This window comes from Pseudomonas sp. 32_A, from assembly GCF_017490905.1.
Classification (GTDB): Bacteria; Pseudomonadota; Gammaproteobacteria; order Pseudomonadales; family Pseudomonadaceae; genus Aquipseudomonas; species Aquipseudomonas inefficax.
Window position 1 is genome coordinate 43,591 of the sequence record NZ_JAFGYI010000034.1, and the last position, 20,173, is coordinate 63,763.

23 protein-coding genes are annotated in these 20,173 nt (G+C 63.5%); 6 read left to right on the forward strand and 17 right to left on the reverse strand.

Annotated elements, in window-relative coordinates:
- Positions 1 to 75: 75 nt before the first annotated feature.
- Together J5M58_RS19380 and J5M58_RS19385 are read right to left on the reverse strand one after the other, a co-directional pair.
- Complete coding sequence (locus J5M58_RS19380) at positions 76 to 741, reverse strand: fumarylacetoacetate hydrolase family protein (RefSeq protein WP_207879203.1); 666 nt, start codon at positions 739 to 741, stop codon at positions 76 to 78.
- Between the two features lie 25 nt (positions 742 to 766).
- On the reverse strand, positions 767 to 2,164 hold the full coding sequence (locus J5M58_RS19385) for an FAD-binding oxidoreductase (RefSeq protein ID WP_112249757.1): 1,398 nt from the start codon (positions 2,162 to 2,164) through the stop codon (positions 767 to 769).
- Between the two features lie 170 nt (positions 2,165 to 2,334).
- On the opposite strand from J5M58_RS19385, the gene serA reads away from it, so the two are divergent.
- Entirely contained in the window at positions 2,335 to 3,564 is a 1,230-nt protein-coding gene (serA, locus tag J5M58_RS19390; RefSeq protein ID WP_112249759.1) for a phosphoglycerate dehydrogenase, read from the forward strand.
- 166 nt (positions 3,565 to 3,730) lie between these two features.
- On the opposite strand, the gene J5M58_RS19395 is transcribed toward serA, so the two are convergent.
- Positions 3,731 to 4,207, reverse strand: coding sequence for a DUF4399 domain-containing protein (locus J5M58_RS19395; protein ID WP_112249761.1), 477 nt, complete (start codon positions 4,205 to 4,207; stop codon positions 3,731 to 3,733).
- Between the two features lie 226 nt (positions 4,208 to 4,433).
- On the opposite strand from J5M58_RS19395, the gene J5M58_RS19400 reads away from it, so the two are divergent.
- Positions 4,434 to 4,922: an ABC transporter substrate-binding protein gene (locus tag J5M58_RS19400; RefSeq protein WP_207879205.1), complete on the forward strand. Its 489-nt coding sequence runs from the start codon at positions 4,434 to 4,436 to the stop codon at positions 4,920 to 4,922.
- 122 nt (positions 4,923 to 5,044) lie between these two features.
- On the opposite strand, the gene J5M58_RS19405 is transcribed toward J5M58_RS19400, so the two are convergent.
- Positions 5,045 to 5,536 (reverse strand): DUF523 domain-containing protein, encoded by a 492-nt coding sequence (locus J5M58_RS19405; protein ID WP_207879207.1) that lies wholly within the window; start codon positions 5,534 to 5,536, stop codon positions 5,045 to 5,047.
- Entirely contained in the window at positions 5,523 to 6,155 is a 633-nt protein-coding gene (locus J5M58_RS19410) for a 2OG-Fe(II) oxygenase (RefSeq protein WP_112249937.1), read from the reverse strand. Before J5M58_RS19410 ends, J5M58_RS19405 begins: the two co-directional genes overlap by 14 nt.
- Positions 6,156 to 6,268: 113 nt before the next feature.
- Between J5M58_RS19410 and J5M58_RS19415 the strand changes: the two genes are divergently transcribed.
- Entirely contained in the window at positions 6,269 to 7,021 is a 753-nt protein-coding gene (locus J5M58_RS19415) for a DUF2059 domain-containing protein (protein WP_112249767.1), read from the forward strand.
- Here the strand turns inward: J5M58_RS19415 and J5M58_RS19420 are convergent, their stop codons facing one another.
- Entirely contained in the window at positions 7,022 to 7,948 is a 927-nt protein-coding gene (locus tag J5M58_RS19420) for an alpha/beta hydrolase (RefSeq protein ID WP_112249769.1), read from the reverse strand.
- Between the two features lie 217 nt (positions 7,949 to 8,165).
- Between J5M58_RS19420 and J5M58_RS19425 the strand changes: the two genes are divergently transcribed.
- Entirely contained in the window at positions 8,166 to 8,735 is a 570-nt protein-coding gene (locus J5M58_RS19425) for a DUF6436 domain-containing protein (protein WP_112249771.1), read from the forward strand.
- Here the strand turns inward: J5M58_RS19425 and J5M58_RS19430 are convergent.
- Entirely contained in the window at positions 8,714 to 9,280 is a 567-nt protein-coding gene (locus J5M58_RS19430; RefSeq protein ID WP_207879209.1) for a sugar O-acetyltransferase, read from the reverse strand. The two genes, J5M58_RS19425 and J5M58_RS19430, sit on opposite strands and share 22 nt — an antisense overlap.
- Positions 9,281 to 9,367: 87 nt before the next feature.
- Between J5M58_RS19430 and J5M58_RS19435 the strand changes: the two genes are divergently transcribed.
- Both J5M58_RS19435 and J5M58_RS19440 read left to right on the forward strand, forming a co-directional pair.
- The gene (locus tag J5M58_RS19435) at positions 9,368 to 11,731 is read left to right on the forward strand and encodes a penicillin acylase family protein (protein ID WP_207879210.1); all 2,364 of its coding nucleotides are present in this window, start codon (positions 9,368 to 9,370) and stop codon (positions 11,729 to 11,731) included.
- A gap of 65 nt (positions 11,732 to 11,796) precedes the next feature.
- Positions 11,797 to 12,615 carry an alpha/beta fold hydrolase gene (locus tag J5M58_RS19440; RefSeq protein ID WP_112249777.1) on the forward strand — a complete coding sequence of 273 codons (819 nt, stop codon included), beginning with the start codon at positions 11,797 to 11,799 and terminating at the stop codon, positions 12,613 to 12,615.
- Between the two features lie 129 nt (positions 12,616 to 12,744).
- Here the strand turns inward: J5M58_RS19440 and J5M58_RS19445 are convergent, their stop codons facing one another.
- The 10 genes from J5M58_RS19445 to J5M58_RS19490 all read right to left on the reverse strand — a co-directional run.
- A complete protein-coding gene (locus J5M58_RS19445; RefSeq protein WP_112249779.1) occupies positions 12,745 to 13,617 on the reverse strand; it encodes a transporter substrate-binding domain-containing protein in 873 nt (290 codons plus the stop codon).
- Positions 13,614 to 14,387 carry an amino acid ABC transporter ATP-binding protein gene (locus tag J5M58_RS19450; protein ID WP_207879212.1) on the reverse strand — a complete coding sequence of 258 codons (774 nt, stop codon included), beginning with the start codon at positions 14,385 to 14,387 and terminating at the stop codon, positions 13,614 to 13,616. Before J5M58_RS19450 ends, J5M58_RS19445 begins: the two co-directional genes overlap by 4 nt.
- Positions 14,384 to 15,043: an amino acid ABC transporter permease gene (locus J5M58_RS19455; RefSeq protein WP_025341019.1), complete on the reverse strand. Its 660-nt coding sequence runs from the start codon at positions 15,041 to 15,043 to the stop codon at positions 14,384 to 14,386. The genes J5M58_RS19450 and J5M58_RS19455 overlap by 4 nt, the downstream gene beginning before the upstream one ends.
- The gene (locus tag J5M58_RS19460; RefSeq protein ID WP_112249939.1) at positions 15,024 to 15,689 is read right to left on the reverse strand and encodes an amino acid ABC transporter permease; all 666 of its coding nucleotides are present in this window, start codon (positions 15,687 to 15,689) and stop codon (positions 15,024 to 15,026) included. The genes J5M58_RS19455 and J5M58_RS19460 overlap by 20 nt, the downstream gene beginning before the upstream one ends.
- A gap of 303 nt (positions 15,690 to 15,992) precedes the next feature.
- A complete protein-coding gene (locus J5M58_RS19465) occupies positions 15,993 to 16,778 on the reverse strand; it encodes a MetQ/NlpA family ABC transporter substrate-binding protein (protein ID WP_085621614.1) in 786 nt (261 codons plus the stop codon).
- Positions 16,779 to 16,952: 174 nt separating this feature from the next.
- Positions 16,953 to 17,783, reverse strand: coding sequence for a sigma 54-interacting transcriptional regulator (locus J5M58_RS19470; RefSeq protein WP_112249788.1), 831 nt, complete (start codon positions 17,781 to 17,783; stop codon positions 16,953 to 16,955).
- Positions 17,784 to 17,847: 64 nt separating this feature from the next.
- The gene (locus J5M58_RS19475; protein WP_112249790.1) at positions 17,848 to 18,429 is read right to left on the reverse strand and encodes an alpha/beta hydrolase; all 582 of its coding nucleotides are present in this window, start codon (positions 18,427 to 18,429) and stop codon (positions 17,848 to 17,850) included.
- Between the two features lie 273 nt (positions 18,430 to 18,702).
- Positions 18,703 to 19,104 carry a biopolymer transporter ExbD gene (locus J5M58_RS19480; protein ID WP_112249792.1) on the reverse strand — a complete coding sequence of 134 codons (402 nt, stop codon included), beginning with the start codon at positions 19,102 to 19,104 and terminating at the stop codon, positions 18,703 to 18,705.
- 1 nt (position 19,105) lies between these two features.
- The gene (locus tag J5M58_RS19485) at positions 19,106 to 19,825 is read right to left on the reverse strand and encodes a MotA/TolQ/ExbB proton channel family protein (protein WP_046613603.1); all 720 of its coding nucleotides are present in this window, start codon (positions 19,823 to 19,825) and stop codon (positions 19,106 to 19,108) included.
- Positions 19,826 to 19,855: 30 nt separating this feature from the next.
- A partial coding sequence (locus tag J5M58_RS19490) for an energy transducer TonB (protein ID WP_207879214.1) occupies positions 19,856 to 20,173 on the reverse strand: 318 nt, incomplete at its 5' end.

Below are 20,173 nucleotides of genomic sequence, written 5' to 3' on the forward strand. Positions count from 1 at the left end.
GTCTCCACAGGCCTGAGGCTGGTGAAATTCCTGTGGGAGCGGGTTTACCCGCGAAGAAGGCGACGCGGTTTCGAGTCAGAGCACCCGGCTTTCGAAGCGGCTAACACCCGGCAGCTCGAGCACCACTTCGTCACCGACATTAAACGGCCCCACACCCGACGGGGTGCCGGTGAGGATCACATCCCCAGCCTGCAGCGAAAAATGCGCGGCCATGTGCTGGATCATCGGCACGATGGGGTTGAGCATCATCGCGCTGTTGCCGTCCTGGCGAACTTCGCCGTTGACGGTCAGGCGCACCGGGATGTCGGTCACATCCTCGAAACTGGCAGCCGACACGAACGGCGGCAATACGCAGGCGCCGTCGAAGCACTTGGCCAGCTCCCAGGGCAGGCCCTTTTCCTTCAGCTTGGCTTGCACATCGCGCAGGGTCAGGTCCAGCGCCGGGGCGTAACCGGAAATGGCATCCAGCACCTCCTCCTCGCTCGGATGAGTCGATAGCGGCTTGCCCAGCAGCACGGCAATTTCCGCCTCGTAGTGCACCGAGCCACGCTCGACCGGAATCTTGAAACCGCCCTCGGCCGGCACCACGCAGCTACCCGGCTTGATGAACAGCAGCGGTTCGGTGGGGATCGGGTTGTCCAGCTCCTTGGCATGCTCGGCATAGTTACGGCCGATACACACCACCTTGCCCAACGGGAAGTGAATGCGTGTGCCGTCTACGTACTGGTGCTGGTAACTCATGGCCGACTCCTCTGGATGCTGCTTTCTATTCAGGTGCGAAGATCTTACCCGGATTCATGATGCCGTTAGGGTCGAACACGGCCTTTATTGCCTTCATGCAGGCGATTTCTTCGGGCGAGCGGCTGTAGCCCAGGTAGTCACGCTTGGTCATGCCAACACCATGCTCGGCGGAGATCGAGCCGTTGTAGCGCTCGACGATCTCGAACACCCACTTGTTGACCTTGGTGCACGAGGCGAAGAAGTCGTCCTTGCTCATGTGCTCGGGCTTGAGAATGTTCAGGTGCAGGTTGCCGTCACCGATGTGGCCGTACCACACCACTTCGTAATCCGGGTAATGCTCAGCGACGATGGCATCGATATCGCGCAGGAACGCTGGCACTTTCGAGACCGTGACAGAAATGTCGTTCTTGTACGGGGTCCAGTGCGAGATGGTTTCCGACAGGTACTCACGCAGTTTCCACAGGTTTTTCAGCTGGGTCTCGCTCTGGCTCATCACCCCGTCCAGCACCCAGCCCTGCTCGACGCAGTGCTCGAAGGTGGCCAAGGCTTCGTTCGCCACCTCTTCGGTGCTGGCCTCGAACTCCAGCAGCGCGTAAAACGGGCAGTCGGTCTCGAACGGCGCCGGCACGTCGCCACGCGCCAGGATCTTGGCCAGGCCCTTGTCGGAGAAGAACTCGAAGGCGGTCAGGTCCAGCTTGCCCTGGAAGGCATGCAGCACCGGCATGATCGAGTCGAAGTCCGGCGTACCCAGCACCATCGCGGTGAGGTTGCGCGGCGCGCGGTCCAGACGCATGGTGGCCTCGACCACGAAGCCCAGCGTGCCTTCGGCACCGATGAAAAGCTGGCGCAGGTCGTAGCCGGTGGCGTTCTTGATCAGGTCCTTGTTCAGCTCCAGCAGCTCGCCCTTGCCAGTGACCACTTTCAGCCCGGCCACCCAGTTGCGAGTCATGCCGTAGCGAATCACCTTGATCCCGCCGGCATTGGTGCCGATATTGCCGCCGATCTGGCTGGACCCGCTGGAGGCGAAGTCCACCGGGTAATACAGGCCCTGCTCTTCGGCGAAGGTTTGCAGCTGGCGGGTAATCACCCCTGGCTGGCAAACCACTGTGCGATCGAAAGCATTGAAGCCGAGTATCTGGTTCATGTAATCGAAGGCGACCACCACTTCGCCATTGGCCGCCACGGCGCCTGCGGATAACCCGGTACGCCCGCCAGACGGCACCAGCGCCACCTTGTGCGTATTGGCCCAGCGAACGATCGCCTGTACCTGCTCCACCGTCTTGGGGAAAACGATGGCGCTGGGCGCCGGTGGGTAATGCTTGGTCCAATCCTTGCCATAGGCTTCCAGGGAAGCTGCGTCGGTCAGGACCTTGCCAGGGTCGACAAGGGTCATCAGTTCATCAATTACAGCGGGGTGGGTCATCGCTGGAACTCTCGACTTATTCATAGTCACCCTGAGCACTCTTCACCTGTCGGGATAAGCTCAGATTGTGTCGCGTATGCTAGCATAGCCCTCCCGCTGTTCATGCTAAGGCTGCCTTTGCGCCTGGCATCACCCTCGCCATTTTTTCTCCGGGATACAGGTTTACGCAGATGAGCAAGACTTCTCTCGACAAGAGCAAGATCCGGTTCCTTCTTCTTGAAGGTGTGCACCAGAACGCGGTCGATACCCTCAAGGCCGCCGGCTACACCAACATCGAATACCTCACTGGTTCGCTGCCGGAAGCCGAGCTGAAGGAAAAGATCGCCGATGCCCACTTCATCGGCATCCGTTCGCGCACTCAGCTGACCGAAGAGATCTTCGACTGCGCCAAGAAACTGGTCGCTGTTGGCTGCTTCTGCATCGGCACCAACCAGGTCGACCTGGAAGCTGCCCGCGAGCGCGGTATCGCCGTGTTCAACGCGCCATACTCCAACACTCGTTCGGTAGCCGAACTGGTACTGGCCGAAGCCATCCTGCTGTTGCGCGGCATCCCCGAGAAGAACGCTTCCTGCCACCGTGGCGGCTGGATCAAGAGCGCGGCCAACTCCTTCGAAATCCGCGGCAAGAAGCTGGGTATCGTCGGTTATGGCTCGATCGGCACCCAGCTGTCGGTCCTGGCCGAGAACATGGGCATGCAGGTGTATTTCTACGACCCGCTGACCAAGCTGCCACTGGGCAACGCCGTGCAGGTCCCCAGCCTGCACGAGCTGCTGGGCCTGGCCGACATCGTTTCGCTGCACGTGCCTGAGCTGCCGTCCACCCAGTGGATGATCGGCGAGAAGGAAATCCGCGCGATGAAGAAGGGCGCGATCCTGATCAACGCCGCCCGTGGCACCGTGGTCGAGCTGGACCACCTGGCCGCCGCCATCAAGGACCAGCACCTGATCGGCGCCGCCATCGACGTGTTCCCGGTCGAACCGCGCTCCAACGACGAGCAGTTCGAAAGCCCGCTGCGTGGCCTGGACAACGTGATCCTGACCCCGCACATCGGTGGTTCCACTGCCGAAGCCCAGGCCAACATCGGCCTGGAAGTGGCCGAGAAGCTGGTCAAGTACAGCGACAACGGTACCTCGGTATCCTCGGTCAACTTCCCGGAAGTGGCCCTGCCGGCGCACCCGGGCAAGCACCGCCTGCTGCACATCCACGAAAACATCCCAGGCGTGCTCAGCGAGATCAACAAGGTCTTCGCCGAGAACGGCATCAACATCTCCGGTCAGTTCCTGCAGACCAACGAGAAAGTCGGTTACGTGGTGATCGACGTTGACGCCGAGTATTCCGACCTGGCGCAAGAGAAGCTGCAACAGGTCAAGGGCACCATCCGTTCCCGCGTCCTGTTCTAAGTTCGCTGGCGGCATGAAAAAGGGAGGCCCTGGTGGCCTCCCTTTTTTTTACCTGTGATATCGACGTCGCCTGCTTCGCGGGTAAACCCGCTCCCACAGAATCACCACAAGCTTCAGACCTGTGGGATCCCTGTGGGAGCGGGTTTACCCGCGAAGAATCCGACACCTATTTCACATCGACAGTAATCTTCTGCGACACGACGCTCGGCTTGAACGGCACGTGATACTGGTCACCCAGCACCAGTTGCAGGGTGTGCTTGCCCGGGGTCAGGGTAATGCTGGTTTCGGTCTGCGCCTTGCCGAAGTGCAGCACTTGCGGGCCGTCCGGCAATGCGGTGCCGGCCTGTGGCATCAGGCTGGTCGGCAGCGCCATGTCGGCCACCGGCTCTTTGTCCACATCCACCAGCAGGTGGTGGTGCCCGCTGTGCGGGGTGCTGTCACCCGCAGGCTTGAGCGCCATGCCCTCGATGCCGAACTTGACGGTGAAGGTCTTGTCGACCGTTGCGCCATCGGCGGGGGAAACGATGAAGACCTTGGCCTCCTTGGGCGGCTCCTGGCTTTTCAGGACATCTGCGGCGCTGGCGAACATTGACGCTCCCATCAACAGACCAGCAACGGCAGCACGCGAAAATAGGCTGTTCATTCACTTCTCCTGTGATTCACTTATTGACCGCCGCCAGTATTCCAGTGGCGGCGGTGGTTCACCTTAGTTGATATGTACGCCCAGATGTTCACATCGTCGGGCAGAAATATTTCAGTCAGGGTTAAACAATGCCGAGGCTTCAAGGTCATAGGCTGCGCTCGACCATGGCGAGGAAGAAAGCCGTGGCGAAGGTTATTCATCTGCCAAAAAGATAAAGGGGCTTTTCATGCGGACGACCATTGGAGTAATGCTGGCGGTACTGATCACGCCATTGGCTCAGGCCGAGCTGATTGATGATATTGCCGACCGGGGCGAACTGCGCATTGCCGTGCAGGCCGACAACTCGCCGTACGCGTTCAAGGAAAACGACCAGCTGAGCGGCTTCGAGATCGACTTCGGCCAGGCGCTGGCCAAGGAACTGGACCTGCGCGCCGAATTCATCGAAGCCCCTGCGGCAGAGGTGCTGCCGGGTGTCGAGGCTGGCAAGTACGACATCGCACTGACCCCGTCGAGCGAATCGCCCAAGGGTGACGGCCCACTTGATGTGAGCCTGCCGTTCAGCGAGAAGCAGCTGGTGATCCCGTTCCAGAAGGACAACCCGGCGTTCGAGAGCGCGGTGAACAATGCACTGCAGCGGCTCAAGGACAACGGGCGAACTGCCGAGCTTGAGCAGAAGTGGTTCAAGGGTGTGCCTGAGACTGCGGCCGAACAATAGGATTTTTGCTGCCTGTACCGGCCTCTTCGCGGGTGAACCCGCTCCCACAGGGACATCACAAGCCTTGAGGGCTGTGGAGAACCTGTGGGAGCGGGTTCACCCGCGAATGGGCCGGTACAGGATTACTCCAAGGCCCGCTGTGCCTGCTCCAGCTCCAGCTCGCTGAACACCTGCACCCCCGCTCGCTGCAGCAACGCCGTGGTCACCCCTTCCCCGGCCACCTTCACACCACTGAACGTGCCGTCGTAGGTCAGCCGGTTGCCACACGAAGGGCTACCCGCCTTCAGCACCGCCACGCGAATGCCATGCTGGCGCACCAGCTCAAGCGCCCGCTGTGCCCCGGCCAGGAACTCGGCGCTGACATCCTCGCCCGTCACCGTCAGCACCTGCGCGCCACCGTCGAGCACCTCAGCGCCCTGCCCGCCCGGTATCTCGGCAGGCGGCCGTGGGGTCGGCAAGCCACCCGCCACTTCCGGGCACAACGGCACCACGCGCCCTTCGGCCTGCCAGCGCTGCAACAGGTCGGGGTGGCCACTGGCGCGGCCGTCATAGCGCACCGGCTGCCCCAGTAGGCAGGCGCTGACCAGCACCTTGGGCAGGTCAGAAGGGGTCATTGCCACGGCGCCGGAACCAGCCGGTCAACGAAAGCCGCTCACGCCCTGCCGGCAGCACCTCATGGGGCACCTCGCCCGACAGGAACACCACCAGGCAGCCCGCCACCGGCTCGACATCATGCTCGACACCGTCCGCCAGGAACATGCGCAACTGGCCACCGTCCTGCGGCTGCCAGCCTTCATTCAGGTACAGGACTGCCGACACCATGCGCCGGTCATCGTCGCGGAAGCGGTCCAGGTGCCGGCGATAGAACGCCCCCGGCGGGTACAAGGCAAAGTGGCACTCGAAGTCTTCCAGGCCCAGGAACAGGCCCTGGTTGATGGCCTGGCGCAGCTGGTCCATGGCGCCAAGGTACTGGTCGCAGGCCTCGGCCTGGCCAGGGTCGATCCACTGGATCTGATCGCCGCGAATGGCCTCGCGCACCTCCTGGGCAGCCCCGCGCCCAACCCCTGCCGGGTTGAGTTCGCCTTCGGCATCACGGCGGCGGCACTCGGCCGCAAGCGCGCGCACCAGGTCGGCAGGCAGAAAAAGCGCCTGCTGGGACCAGCCATGGGTGGCCAGATCGTCGACGACGGCCGCAAGCATCGGGTGTTCAGGGGAGGTGTGCATGGCGCGCATCATATCCATTAGCCATGCCGGCGCACAGCGCCACTTGGCCGAGAAGCATGCGGATATCTCGACAAACTGGCGCCCGGCCACGGACAATAGCCACCTGCCGACAGGAGTCCTGAATGCGCCGTCTGTTTTCCCTGATTCTGCTGATGATCTGCACCGTGCCTGTCTGGGCAGACAACCTGGATCAACTGTACAAGGCCGCCGGCTGGCCCGACCAGCGCGCCCATTTCAATGATGCCCTGACCGCCGCCCAGGAGCGCTACCGCAACAGTTTGCCACCCGCCGTGTACCAGGCACTGGTAAACAACAGCAACCAGCGCTTCCAGGCCCAGGCGGTGGACCGTCGCGCCCAGGCGCAGCTGCGCGCAACCTTGGCCAACCCGGCACCGGCGCTGGCCTTCTTCCGGTCGCCGCTGGGGCGCAAGGTTGTGGCTGCCGAGCTCAAGGCCACACGCAAGGACGAGCTGGCCAGGAATGCCAAGGGCTTGCCGAAGATTCAGGCCAGCGATGATCGCCTGCTGATAATCGGGCACCTGGCCCAGGCCCTGCCAGCGCGCGAAGCCGGCGCCGAAGTGAGCCTGGCCATCGCCGGCGTGGCCGCCGACAGCCTCAGCTCGATGATCCCCGGCCTGTTCGGCGGCGGCCAGGCCCAGGGCCTGCTCGATGGTCAGCGCCAGCGTTTGATGAGCCAGATCGGCGAAGACCTCAACAACACGTTGCTGTATGTCTACCGTGACCTGTCCGACGCCGAGCTGGAAGAGTTCGCCACCTTTGCCGAGTCGCCAGACGGCAAGGCTTACTACCAGGCCGCCCTGGCCGCAGTACGCGCAGGCCTGGCGGTTGGCCAGAGCAGCAGCGACCTGAAGTGATCAGCCCAGGCGCTGGTCGATGAAGTCGAAGTAGCGCTGCCGAATGCCCGGCAGCTCGTTGGCCAGGTGGTGACGGGCCTCGGGCAGCATCAGAATCTGCGGCTCGGCAAACTTGGCCTTGAGCACTTCGAGGTTGTACGGCCAGTCCACCGTGCCATCCGCTTCTCCTTGCACGATCAACGGCCGCCGCGTGCTGCGCGGCGCGGCCTCGATGCGTTTGACCCAGGCAATCAAGGCACCCACCCAGGCCGTCGGCAGGCGGCGCGGTTGCAGCGGGTCGGCTTCGAGGAACGGCAGGAAGGTCGGGTCATTGGTGTTCTCGCTGAAGCGCCGCTCGATGCCGTTCACGAAGTGACGCAACACGCGATAGCTCAGCTTCGACCAGCGCCAGGCGCAGGGCCGCACCAGCGGCGCCAACAGGATGACCTGGCCATCGATGGGGCTGCGCGCGCCCTGGTGCAGCAGGTGGTCCACGGCGATGGCGCCACCGGTGCTTTGCCCGCACAGGTGCCAGGGGCGCGGCAATTGCAGCGTGCGCGCCTGCTCGAACAACGCCTCCAGCACCTGCTGGTACAGCGCGAAATCACTGATGCTGGCCCGCTCGCCGCTGGACAGACCGTGGCCGGGCAGATCGCAGCTGATCACGGCGAAACCCTGTTTGAGCGCCCAATCGATCACATGCCGGTAGAGGCCCATATGGTCGTAATAACCGTGCAGCAGGAACAGCGTCGCGCTCGGCTGGTCGGGTAGCCAGGCTTGCCCGACCAGCTCGAAGCCTGCGGCCTGGAAGCCGCCCAGCCAACTGTTGGCCGACAGGTTCAGGCCATAGAAGCGCTGGTAGTCCTGCGCCTGGGCCGACAACGGCTGGCGAACGGTGAACGGCGCCAGACTGGTGCGCAGGAGGTCAGGGTGAAAGGCAGCGGGCATCGGGTACATCCACAGCGAAGCAAGTATTGATCTGGGATATTCAGCTCTGGCTGGCGTCGTGGCAAGCTTGCTCACCTTCGAACTTGTAGGAGCGGCCTTGTGTCGCGATAGGGCCGCAAAGCGGCCCCAGCAATATCAGCTTGATGCACACATCTTGGGGGCGCTTCGCACCCCTTTCGCGACACAAGGCCGCTCCTACAGGGGCCGCGGGAAATTCATGAAGACTCGGACCATCAAACAGCTGTGCACGGCAATCGCCCTCCTGGTCGGCGCCGTCACCCTCTGGCAGGCCTACACCACCTTCCAGGCCCGCTACCTGCGCCCGTTCGACAACCAGACAACGCTGTTCGACGGCAGCCAACTGCAACTGCCCTCCGAACTGGCCGGACCAGGCCCGATCCGCGTGGTGCACTTCTGGGACCCGGCCTGCCCGTGCAACGTCGGCAACCAGCAGCACCTAGGTGAACTGGTCAGCCAGTTCGCCAGCCAGGGCGTGACCTTCCACGTGCTGCAAAAGCCTGGCAGCCATGGCCAGCTGCCCGCGAACCTCACTGCCCTCAAGCCGCTCGCCAGCCTGCCCGGCAGCGAGCAGCTGCCCGCCTCCCCAGCCGTGGCCATCTGGGACCGGCAGGGTCGCCTGGCCTATTTCGGCCCCTACAGCGAAGGCACGGTGTGCAATGCCAGCAACAGCTTCATCGAGCCGATCCTCAAGGCACTACTCGACGGCCGCCAGGTGAATGCCTCCAATACCCTGGCGGTGGGCTGCTACTGCCCCTGGGCCGGCTGACGCACCCGAGCAGGGTTGCCCACCACCACCGCGCCTGCCGGCACATCACGGGTGACCACACTGCCAGCCCCCACCACGGCGTTGTCGCCAATGATCACCCCCGGCAGGATGATCGCCGCACCGCCGATCCACACGTTGTTGCCGATGGTCACCGGCCGACCGCTCTCCAGCCCTGTGCGGCGCACCTCGGGGTCGAGCGGGTGGTCGGCGGTATAGATCTGCACGTTGGGGCCGATCTGGCAGTCATCACCGATACGCACCGGCAGCACATCGAGGATCACGCAGTTGAAGTTCATGAAGGTGTTGCGGCCGACGCTGATGTTATAGCCATAGTCGCAATAGAACGGCGGGCGGATCACCGCGCCTTCGCCGACCTGGCCAAAGTGCTCGACCAGAAGCCCATGACGTGCGTCGTTGAGCAGTTCGACACTGCTGTTGTAACGGTGCATCCAGTGCTTGTTGGCGATCTGCTCGGCCTGCAGCTCGGGGCAGCCAGCGTGATAGAGCTGGCCTGTAAGCATTTTCTGTTTTTCGCTGAGGGACATGGAAACTCCTTCCTGGGGGCTATGCTCTGTTCGCGAATCCGCCGATCATCGGACCACATTTTTCGCTTGAACGCACAAGGAGCCTGCATGAAGCGCAGCCTGACCCTGTTGGCCGTGGTGGTTGCCGCGGCCGCCGGCGCCGGATACTGGTACGTGCAGGGCAAGCTGCCGCAACGCGAGGGCGAGGTCGCCATCGCCGGCCTGCAGGCGCCGGTCAGCGTGCGCTACGATGCCCGCGGCGTGCCGCACCTGCAGGCGCAGAACGAGCCCGACCTGTACCGTGCCCTCGGCTACGTGCATGCCCAGGACCGGCTGTTCCAGATGGAGATCCTGCGCCGCCTGGCCCGAGGCGAGCTGGCCGAGGTGCTGGGCGACAAGCTGCTGCCCACCGACACCCTGTTCCGCAGCCTGCGCATTCGCGAACAGGCAGCACTGATGGCCAAGCGTCAGGACCACCAGTCAGCCGCCTGGCAAGCCCTGCAGGCCTACCTCGACGGGGTGAACAGCTGGCAGGCCAGCCACCCCAAGCCCATGGAATTCGACCTGCTCGGCATCACCCCGCGCCCGTTCAGCGCCGAAGACACCCTGAGCATCGCCGGCTACCTGGCCTACAGCTTTGCCGCCGCGTTCCGGACCGAGCCCGCGCTCACCTACATCCGCGACCAGCTGGGCCCTGAGTACCTGAACATCTTCGATCTGGCCTGGCAGCCCGAGGGCGCCTTGGGTACACCGCTGGCCGCTGCCGACTGGCAAGGCCTGCAGGCCCTCGCCCGCCTCAGCCATGATGCACTGGGCGATGCGGGCATCCCGCAATTCGAGGGCAGCAACGCCTGGGCCGTGGCCGGCAGCCACACCCGCAGTGGCAGGCCGCTGCTGGCCGGCGACCCGCACATCGGCTTCGCGGTGCCGGCTGTGTGGTACGAGGCCGAGCTGTCGGCGCCGGGCTTCAACCTGTATGGCTACTTCCAGGCGCTGAACCCGTTCGCCCTGCTCGGCCACAATCGCGATTTCGGCTGGAGCCTGACCATGTTCCAGAACGACGACGTCGACCTGATCGCCGAGCGCACCAACCCGGCCGACGCCAACCAGGTGATGGTCGATGGCAAATGGCAGGCGCTGGAAAAGACCGAGCAACAGATCGCCGTCAAAGGCGAAGCACCGGTCACCCTCAGCCTGCGCCGCTCGCCCCATGGCCCGATCATCAACGATGTGCTGGGCGCCACTGCCGGGCCTACGCCCATCGCCATGTGGTGGGCGTTTCTGGAAACCGAAAACCCGATCCTCGACGGTTTCTACCAGCTCAACCGCGCCGATACGCTGGGCAAGATGCGCGAGGCTGCGGCCAAGGTGCATGCGCCGGGGCTCAACCTGGTGTGGGCCAATGCCCGTGGCGATATCGGCTGGTGGGCAGCGGCGCAGTTGCCGATCCGCCCCGACGGCGTCGAACCCGCGTTCATCCTCGACGGTGCCAGTACGCAGGCGGACAAGCTCGGCTTCTATCCCTTCAGCGTCAACCCGCAGCAGGAAAACCCGGCGAGCGGTTACATCGTCTCTGCCAATTACCAGCCTCCGGCGGCGGTGCCGATACCCGGTTACTACAACCTGCCGGACCGAGGCCGCCAGCTCGACCGCCACCTGGCCAACCCCGATGTGAAGTGGGATACCCAGAACAGCCAGGCGCTGCAGCTGGACACTGCCAGCGACCATGGGCCGCGCACCCTTGCACCGCTGCTGGCAACACTGCGCGCAGTGGCCGAAGGTGACGAAGAGAAGGAGCTGGTCGAACAACTGGCAGCCTGGGGCGGCGATTACCCGCTCGACTCGACCAGCGCCACGCTTTTCAACCAGTTCCTCTACGAGCTGGCATTCGCGGCCCTGCATGACGAACTGGGCGACACCTGGTTCCCGGTGCTGATCAGCACCCGCGCCATCGACGCCGCCCTGCCGCGCCTGGCGGCGGATGCCGATTCGCCGTGGTGGAATACCCGCGGAGGCAACCAGCGTACCGACCGTACCCTCGTGGTGCGCACGGCCTGGCAGAACAGCCTGAAGCACCTGCGCGAGACCTTTGGCAGTGACCCGGCCAGCTGGCAGTGGGGCAAGGCGCATACCTTGACCCACAACCACCCGCTGGGGGTTAAAAAGCCGCTGAACCTGCTATTCAACGTCGGCCCGTTCGCCGCGCCGGGCACTCATGAAGTGCCGAACAACCTCTCGGCGAAGATCGGCCCGGCGCCATGGCCGGTGACCTATGGGCCGTCGACGCGGCGGCTGGTCGACTTTGCCGATGCCGGGCAAGCGCTGACCAGCAACCCGGTCGGGCAGAGTGGCGTGCCGTTCGACCGGCATTATGCGGACCAGGCCGAAGGGTATGTGCAGGGGCAGTACCAGAAGGCGCAGATGGGGGTGATTCCGGCGCAGAGTACCTTGCGTCTGGTGCCAGCTCAGTAAAGGGGCTGCCATGCAGCCCCCGACAATTTCGAATCCCTACAACACTCCAAACCGAGACCCACCCCATGCAAAGACAATTCATCGAAATCGACGGCGCCCGCATGAGCTACATCGACCAGGGCCAAGGCTTCCCGGTCCTGCTCGGCCACAGCTATCTGTGGGACGCCGAGATGTGGCAGCCGCAGATCGACGCCCTGTCGCAACATTTCCGCGTCATCGTCCCCGAGCTGTGGGGCCACGGCCGCTCCGATGCTCCGCCTGCCACGACCATCGACATGGACAGCCTGGTCCGCCAGCATCTGGCGTTGCTGGACGCCCTGGACATTCCCAAATGCCACCTGGTCGGGCTATCGGTAGGCGGTATGTGGGGTGCACCGCTGGCTGCTGCCCACCCTGAACGAATTGACCGCCTGGTGCTCATGGACACTTACCTGGGCGCCGAGCCGGAGGAAACCCGGCTCAAATACTTTGCCTTGCTGGATCAAGCGAGCGAGGCCGGCGAATTCACCGACCCGCTGCTTGACATCATCGTGCCTATTTTTTTCCACCCAACCGTCGAGACGGTGCCGGAAATCCGCGAGCGGTTTCGTGCCCAGCTAAAGGCAAGCACTGCGAAAATCATTCGCGAGAGCCTTGACCCCATGGGGCGGATAATCTTCGGACGACGCGACCTGCTGGAGCAACTCAAGCAGCTGGCAAGCGAGAGAACCATCCTGATGTGCGGCGACCAGGACATTCCGCGGCCGCCGAAAGAGTCCAATGAAATGGCGCGGATCATTGGTTGCCTGGCGGCGCAGATTCCGTTTGCGGGGCATATCTCTAGCCTGGAGAACCCGCCGGTGGTGAATGAGTTCCTGTTGAACTGGCTGCCGCGTAACCAGTGAGATTGCCGGAGCTGCTTTGCAGCCCTTGTGGGAGCGGGTTCACCCGCGAAGCAGGCAACGCGGTGCATGGCACCGGCTTCGCCGGTGTTCGCGGGTGAACCCGCTCCCACAACGGCCTCATTTATCCGACTAACCCTGCCACTTGCCCCCTTCCACGATCACGCTTTCCGGCTTGGTGTCATCGCTCAGTTCCTTGCGCACATACTGGTCATACAGCTTCAGCAGAAACTTCTCCTCCCCCAGCTTGGCCAGCTCGGCATTCACCCAGTCACGCAGCTCGGTGTTGCCCTTCTTCACCGCCGGTGCAATCGGTGCCTCGTCACCCAGCAGCTCAGGCAGCACGCGGTACCCCGGGTTCTGCTTGGCCCAGCTGAACAGAATCAGGTTGTCCTGCGCATAGGCATCGCCACGCCCGGTGGCCAGCGCCTGCAGCGACTCGCTGTTCTTCTCGAACTTGAGCAGTTTCCAGTCCGGGTGGTTCTTGGTCAGCCAGATATCAGCGGTAGTGCCGGTGGTGACGATGATGGTCTTGTCGGCCAGGTCTTCGAGCTTCTGCACCGGGCTGCCATCCGCGACGATGGCCTGCACGGCAACGCGCAGGTTGGGGTTGGTGAAGTCCACCGCCTCCTTGCGCTCCGGGGTCACGGTCATGTTGGCGAGGATCAGGTCGACCTTGTCGCTCTGCAGGAACGGGATACGGCTGGCTGGCTCCACGGCAACGAACTCGACCTTGTTTTCATCACCTAGCAGATCCTTGGCCAGGCGCCGGCCGATATCGGTATCAAAGCCCACGTAGCGGCCCTGCTCATCGACGAAACCGAACGGTGGCTTGTCGGTGAACACGCCGACAATCAGCTTGTCGCGGGCCTTGATGGTCTCCAGGTAGCTGGTTGCCGGCGAGGCCGCCGCCGGCTTGGGTGGTTCTTCAGCCTTGTTGCAGCCGGCCAGCAGGGCCAGGCCGAACAACGGCGCCAGCAGTTTGGTGAGGTTGGCAGTTTTCATGACAGTTCCTTGTGCAATGTCTTCGGCAGGCTTTCTACGAAGGAGAATTTCTCCAGGAACTGCTGCGCGCGTGCGGTCCGCGGTCGTGTGAAGAAGCTCTCGGGGTCGCCCTGTTCAAGGATCCTGCCGGCCTCCATGAACACGATGCGGTCGGCCACCGCGCGAGCGAAGGCCATTTCGTGGGTAACGATGAGCAAGGTCATGCCGTCGCGGGCCAGGCCCTGGATCACCTGCAGCACCTCCTTGACCATTTCTGGGTCGAGGGCTGCGGTAACCTCGTCGAACAGCATTACCTCGGGGTTCATGCACAGCGAACGCACGATGGCGATGCGCTGTTGCTGGCCCCCGGACAATTGCCGGGGAAAGGCGCCGCGCTTGTCCAGCAGGCCGACCCGCGCCAGCAGCGCCTCGGCCTGGGCCTGGGCTTCGGCGCGCTCGCGCTTTTGCACCTTGAGCGGGCCAAGCAGCAGGTTGTCGATCACGCTCATGTGACCGAACAGGTGATAGCTCTGGAACACCATGCCGACCCGCTGGCGGACTTCGCGCCAATCGGTGCGTGAATCGAGCAGTTCCTGCCCGGCCAGGCGCAGGTGGCCGCTGTGGGCCTGCTCCAGGCCGTTGAGGCAGCGCAGCAGCGTGCTTTTGCCACAGCCGCTGGGGCCGAGAATGACCACCACCTCGCCGGCCGCCACCTGGAGGTCGACGTCCTTGAGCACCTGGTGCTCGCCAAAGAACTTGTTGAAACCCTGGAATTCGATCAATGCGCTCATGAGTGGGCCCAGCGGCGTTCCAGCACGCGTGAAGCGGCGGACAGCGGATAGCAGACGATGAAGAAGAACAGGAACAAGGCGCCGTAGATCAGCACCGACTCGTAGGTGCGTTCGATGATCTGCTGGCCGGCCTTGATCACCTCGACCACGCCGATCAGCACCGCCAGCGAGCTAGTCTTGATGATCCGCGTGTAGATGTTGATGGTCGGCGGGGTCATGCGTTTGAGCGCCTGTGGCAACAGCACATAGCCATACAGCTGCCAGCCGGCCAGGCCGATCGACAACCCCGCCTCGCGTTGGCCGCGCGGCAGCGAACGCAGCGCGCCTCGCACCACCTCGCCCACCTCGCTGGCGCCCCACAGGCCCAGCACCAGCACCGCGCACCAGAAGCTGGGGATGCTCAAGGCCAGGAAGATCGGCAGGCCGAAGAACACCAGGTACAGCCAGACCAGCACCGGGATGGCACGGAACAGCTCCAGGTACACCTGCAAGGCAATGTTCAAGGCCCGGTTGCCCAAGGTTGCCAGCACGCCATAGAGCACACCGCCCAGCGTCGCGAAGAGGATGCCCAGCGCAGAGATGGCCAGGGTCTGCGCCGCGCCGCCAGCCAGCTGCGGCAATGCCTGCAGTAGCAGCTCAGACGCCGAGCTGGCCATGTTGCAGCCTCCTTTCGACATAACGCAGCAGCAACGACAGCGGCAGGAACAGCAGCACGCAGAGCAGGGTCAGCACGGTGAGCATTTCATAGGTCTTGTAGTACAGCGCGATGTAGTTCTTGGTGGTGTAGAGAATTTCCGGCACGGCCACCGCCGATACCACTGTGGTTTCCTTGAGCAGGAAGATGAAGTTGGCGAACAGTGCCGGCAGGCTGAGGATGCCGGCCTGGGGCAACACCACGTGGCGCAGCAGCTGGCCTTCGGACAGGCCGATGGAACGCCCGGATTCCAACTGGGCACGGGGCACGGCTTCGATGCCGGCACGCAGCACCTCGGTGAGATAGGCACCGCCCATGAAGGTCATGGTGATGATCGCTGCGGCAAAGCCGGAAATCTTCAGGCCCAGGCTGGGCAAGGCGAAGTAGACGAAGAACAGCTGGATCAGCAGCGGCGTGTTGCGGGCCAGCTCCACGTAGGCTTTTACCAGGCGCCACAGGTATGGGGTGCGCAATACCAGCAGCGTGGCATTGACCAGGGCGACCAGCAGCGAGATGGCGATGGCGATCAGGCCGACCTGCAGGGTCACGCCCACGGCCTTGAGGAAGGCGGGCAGCGTGCCGAGGATGAATGCGATGTCGAGGGTCATGGTGAAGCAGGTCTGCAGAGTGCGCGTGGGCACGATAGCTAGACTCTAATGATCTAAAAACTTTTTAATAAATATCTTTATTGCATATACATATCACTGAGAGTTCCGCGCTGGAGGCATATATTGGCGGCGCACGCAGAACCTTGTGGGAGCGGGTTTACCCGCGAAGCACGCAACGCGGTGGCTGGCACGGGCTTCGCCCGTGTTCGCGGGTAAACCCGCTCCCACAGGTAACTATGCCCCCGAACAAAAACGCCGACACTAGAGTGTCGGCGTTGGGTCATGCCAGGTAATGCAAGCGCATCAGAACGCCGGCAGCACCGCACCTTGGTACTTCTTGGCGATGAATTCCTTCACTTCCGGGCTGGTCAGGGCCTTGGCCAGTTTCTGGATGGCTTCGCTGTCCTTGTTGTCCGGGCGGGCGACCAGGAAGTTCACGTATGGCGAGTCGCTGCCTTCGATCACCAGCGCGTCCTTGGCCGGGTTCAGGCCGGCTTCCAGGGCGTAGTTGGTGTTGATCATGTCCAGGTCGACCTGATCCAGCACGCGCGGCAGCATGGCCGACTCAAGCTCGCGGAACTTCAGCTTCTTCGGGTTCTCGGCAATGTCCTTGGGGGTGGCCAGGGCGTTCTTCGGATCCTTCAGGGTGATCAGGCCAGCCTTCTGCAACAGCAGCAGGGCGCGGCCGCTGTTGCTGCCCTCGTTAGGGATGGCAACGGTGGCGCCTTCTTTCAGCTCGCTCAGGCTCTTGACCTTCTTCGAGTAACCACCGAAGGGTTCGACATGCACGCCGATCACGGTATCCAGGTGGGTGCCCTTGCCTTCGTTGAAGTTCTGCAGGTACGGCAGGGTCTGGAAGTAGTTGGCGTCCAGGCGCTTCTGGTCAACCTGCACGTTCGGCTGCACGTAATCGGTGAAGACCTTGATCTGCAGGTCCACACCTTCCTTGGCCAGGGTCGGCTTGATCAGTTCGAGGATTTCGGCGTGCGGTACCGGGGTGGCAGCAACCACCAGTTTTTCGGCGGCGGTAGCCAGGCCGGCGAACGACAGGGCAGCGGCCAGGGCAGTGGTCAGCAGGGTCTTCTTCATGGTGGTCCTTGTTCTGGTTCTGGGCCATCGACGATGGCGAATCGGGTGCCCAACCGGTTCACCAGCGGGCGTGGGGCGACAATACCGAGATTTTTTATTCCGTAACAATATCTTTTATTTAGCTGCTTATTCCAAAAACAAACTGCCATCAGCCACTTTGCTTATGAGCGGTGTCTAGCGCGCGGGGTTGGCCAGATCGAGGTCCTCAGCCAGGATCTCTTCGCCATCATTCACCAGCAAGGCGAAGTGGATGACGTTCTCCAGTTCACGGGTGTTGCCGGGCCAGGGGTGTGCTTCCAGCACCTGCTGCGCCGCCTCGCTCACCAGCGGCACAGGCCGTTGCAGACGCACGCTGTAGATGCCCACGAAGTACTCGGCCAACGGCAGGATATCGCCGGGCCGCTCGCGCAGCGGCGGCAGCTCCAGCGCCCCCTCGCGCAGGTACTGGTACAGGCGCTCGTTGAAGCGCCCTGCACGCACCACACGCGCCAGGTCGATGCTGGTAGCGGCCACCAGGCGTACGTCCACCGGTTGCGGCTGCTGCGCGCCCACCCGGGTAACCTCGCGGTTTTCCAGCGCGGCCAGCAGCTTGCCCTGGATGGCCAGCGGCAAGTCGGCGATCTCGTCCAGGTACAACGTGCCGCCGTTGGCCGAACCGAACCAGCCGGCGCGGCTGCTGGCTGTGCCGCCCTGGCTGCCGGCGCTGTAGCCGAACAGCTCGGCATCGGCGTAGGTGGGGCTGATGCCCGCGCAGTTGACCGACACGAACAGCCCGCTGCGGTCGCTGGCGCGGTGGATCTGCCGGGCCAGCAGCTCCTTGCCGGTGCCGGTTTCGCCACGGATCAGCACCGGCACGGGTTGCGGCGCCAGGTGCTCCAGCTCTGCGCGCAACTGCTGCGAACGCGGGTCGATGAACACCAGCGCCTTGGCGCGGATGCTCAGCGGGCTCTTGTCCAGCTCGGGGAAGGTCAGCAACGGCTGGCCAAAGGGGTTTTGAAAAGTCATGACGAACTCCCGCCCCAGGCCTGCGGTGGCCGGGCGTCAGGCAAACGGTAAACAGTAAGGGCGATCAGGCACGGCGCAGTGCGCGCTGCTCGACCCGGCTCTGCAAGCGATACAGGTAGGCGAAACCTTGTTCCCAGCGCTCATGGCCGGACTTGACGTTGATGTGCCCGGCGTTGGTCAGCAGCCCTGCTTCGGCCCCCCAGGCCTGGGCCAGGTACAGTGCCCTCGGCACGCTCACGGCCGGGTCGTTGTCCGAGCTGACCACCTGGCTGGGGAATGGCAGTACTGCGGTCGGGATCGGCGCGAAGTTGCGCAGCGCCGGCGCGCAGGTCGGCCGTTCTACGTCAGCGGGTGCCACCAGCAGCGCGCCACGTACCCGCCGCAGCAGGGCCGGGCTGGCTTGCGCGGCCCAATGCGCGACAGTTATGCAGCCCAGGCTATGGGCAATCAGAATCACCGGCGAGCGCTCGGCGACGATCGCCTGCTCCAGTGCCTGCACCCAGTCCTGGCGTTGCGGGGTCAGCCAGTCGTGCTGCTCGACCCGGGCACTGTTGGGCAGGGTGCGCTGCCAGTGACTTTGCCAATGGTTGTCTGGCGATCCTTGCCAGCCCGGCACAATCAGGTAACGAATCGACTCATTGCGCATGGGGACGCCTCCAGTGAGTTTGCGTGCTTGGAGACAAGTATAGGGAGGGAGTTATATCAGTAAAGGAATAAGAAGCTATTTATTAATAACCAAAATGCGATTTCTGTGGGAGCGGGTTTACCCGCGAATGCGTCGGTGATGCCTACATCGCATTCGCGGGTAAACCCGCTCCCACAGGGGGCATTGATAGCCATGAAATCCTGGCAAAAAAAAGGGCCATCCCCTGCCAAGAGATATGGCCCATAAGCACTTGCCTGAAGAGGGTTGCCGGGTTCAGCGCGCGGTAATCACCGCCAGCTTGCTGATCCCCGCACGTTCGATGGCCGCCATGGCCCGCGCCACTTCGCCGTAGTTCACGCCGTCATCGGCCTGCAGCTGTACGCGCACGTCCGCGTCCTTGTCCTTGGCAGTCTTGAGGCTGGTTTCCAGCAGGTCGGGCTGGATCTCGTCCTTGTTGATGAACAACTTGCCGTCACCATCGATGCTGACCACCAGCGGGTCCTTCTGCTCCACCGGGGCCACGGCCTCGGTCTTGGGCAGGTTGATGGGGATGGCGTTGGTCAACAGCGGCGCGGTGACGATGAACACCACCAGCAGCACCAGCATGACGTCCACCAACGGCGTGACGTTGATTTCACTGAGGACTTCGTCGCTGTCCTGGGTCGAAAAGGCCATGTCAGGACGCCTCCTTCACCGGCTGGGTAAAACCGGCCTGGGGCCTGTGCACGGCCGGGTGCACCAGCACGCGGAAGGCACTCTTCTGCGCCAGGCTGTAGAAGTCGTGGGCGAAGTCATCGAGGTCGGCGGCGGTGAGCTTGAGGCGGCGCAGGAAGTAGTTGTAGACCAGCACTGCCGGCACCGCGACGGCGATACCCACGCCAGTGGCGACCAGTGCCGCGCCAATCGGCCCGGCCACGGTTTCCAGGCTGGCGGAGCCGGCTGCGCTGATGCCCTTGAGCGCTTCCATGATGCCCCACACGGTGCCGAACAGGCCGATGAAGGGCGAGGTGCTGCCGATACTGGCGACCACTGCCAAGCCGGTTTCCAGCGAGCGGCGCTCACGCACGATCTGCTGGCGCAGGGCACGTTCCAGCCTGTCCTGGTGATTGATGGCGTGGCTCAGGTCATTGGCCTGGCTGTCACCGACGGCGATGGCGGCGTAACCGGCCTGGGCAACGCGGGCGGCCGGCCCAGGCAGTTCGTGGCTGGGCTCGGCAGCCGAGTCCAGGCTCGAGGCGGCCCAGAATTGCTGGTGGAAGCGCTTGTCCTGGTTCTTCAGCCGCACGAACTGCACGACCTTGACCAGGGCCAGGCCCCAGGTGACGACAGAAAAACCGACCAGCAGCCAGATGACTGCGCTTTCAACGGATTCGAGAGGGGATGCCAGCAGGCTCATGATGATGTCTTCCTGTGTTCTGCGAAAAAGTTAGCGAAGCTTGAAATCGATCGGCACGCTGACCCAGCCGGTCTGGGCCACATCGCCCTGCTTGGCAGGCACGAAGCTCCAGCGCTTGACCGCAGCCAGTGCGGCGGCGTCGAGGGCATCGCGGCCGCTGCTCTTCTGGATCTGGATCTGCCCGGGCTTGCCGCTGGGCAGCACCTCGACGCGCAGCAGCACGGTGCCTTCCCAACCGCGGCGCTGGGCCATCTGCGGGTACTCCGGCGCCGGGTTCTTCAGGTACGCCGCGTTGGCCGACGCCGGGGTGACTGGGGCCGGCGCGGCCAACGCGGCGTACCTGAAGAA

Coding starts and splice junctions, on each gene's coding strand:
- J5M58_RS19380 (WP_207879203.1), bottom strand. CDS start 741: ATGAGTTACCAGCACCAGTACGTAGACGGCACACGCATTCACTTCCCG.
- J5M58_RS19385 (WP_112249757.1), bottom strand. CDS start 2,164: ATGACCCACCCCGCTGTAATTGATGAACTGATGACCCTTGTCGACCCT.
- serA (WP_112249759.1), top strand. CDS start 2,335: ATGAGCAAGACTTCTCTCGACAAGAGCAAGATCCGGTTCCTTCTTCTT.
- J5M58_RS19395 (WP_112249761.1), bottom strand. CDS start 4,207: ATGAACAGCCTATTTTCGCGTGCTGCCGTTGCTGGTCTGTTGATGGGA.
- J5M58_RS19400 (WP_207879205.1), top strand. CDS start 4,434: ATGCGGACGACCATTGGAGTAATGCTGGCGGTACTGATCACGCCATTG.
- J5M58_RS19405 (WP_207879207.1), bottom strand. CDS start 5,536: ATGACCCCTTCTGACCTGCCCAAGGTGCTGGTCAGCGCCTGCCTACTG.
- J5M58_RS19410 (WP_112249937.1), bottom strand. CDS start 6,155: ATGCGCGCCATGCACACCTCCCCTGAACACCCGATGCTTGCGGCCGTC.
- J5M58_RS19415 (WP_112249767.1), top strand. CDS start 6,269: ATGCGCCGTCTGTTTTCCCTGATTCTGCTGATGATCTGCACCGTGCCT.
- J5M58_RS19420 (WP_112249769.1), bottom strand. CDS start 7,948: ATGCCCGCTGCCTTTCACCCTGACCTCCTGCGCACCAGTCTGGCGCCG.
- J5M58_RS19425 (WP_112249771.1), top strand. CDS start 8,166: ATGAAGACTCGGACCATCAAACAGCTGTGCACGGCAATCGCCCTCCTG.
- J5M58_RS19430 (WP_207879209.1), bottom strand. CDS start 9,280: ATGTCCCTCAGCGAAAAACAGAAAATGCTTACAGGCCAGCTCTATCAC.
- J5M58_RS19435 (WP_207879210.1), top strand. CDS start 9,368: ATGAAGCGCAGCCTGACCCTGTTGGCCGTGGTGGTTGCCGCGGCCGCC.
- J5M58_RS19440 (WP_112249777.1), top strand. CDS start 11,797: ATGCAAAGACAATTCATCGAAATCGACGGCGCCCGCATGAGCTACATC.
- J5M58_RS19445 (WP_112249779.1), bottom strand. CDS start 13,617: ATGAAAACTGCCAACCTCACCAAACTGCTGGCGCCGTTGTTCGGCCTG.
- J5M58_RS19450 (WP_207879212.1), bottom strand. CDS start 14,387: ATGAGCGCATTGATCGAATTCCAGGGTTTCAACAAGTTCTTTGGCGAG.
- J5M58_RS19455 (WP_025341019.1), bottom strand. CDS start 15,043: ATGGCCAGCTCGGCGTCTGAGCTGCTACTGCAGGCATTGCCGCAGCTG.
- J5M58_RS19460 (WP_112249939.1), bottom strand. CDS start 15,689: ATGACCCTCGACATCGCATTCATCCTCGGCACGCTGCCCGCCTTCCTC.
- J5M58_RS19465 (WP_085621614.1), bottom strand. CDS start 16,778: ATGAAGAAGACCCTGCTGACCACTGCCCTGGCCGCTGCCCTGTCGTTC.
- J5M58_RS19470 (WP_112249788.1), bottom strand. CDS start 17,783: ATGACTTTTCAAAACCCCTTTGGCCAGCCGTTGCTGACCTTCCCCGAG.
- J5M58_RS19475 (WP_112249790.1), bottom strand. CDS start 18,429: ATGCGCAATGAGTCGATTCGTTACCTGATTGTGCCGGGCTGGCAAGGA.
- J5M58_RS19480 (WP_112249792.1), bottom strand. CDS start 19,104: ATGGCCTTTTCGACCCAGGACAGCGACGAAGTCCTCAGTGAAATCAAC.
- J5M58_RS19485 (WP_046613603.1), bottom strand. CDS start 19,825: ATGAGCCTGCTGGCATCCCCTCTCGAATCCGTTGAAAGCGCAGTCATC.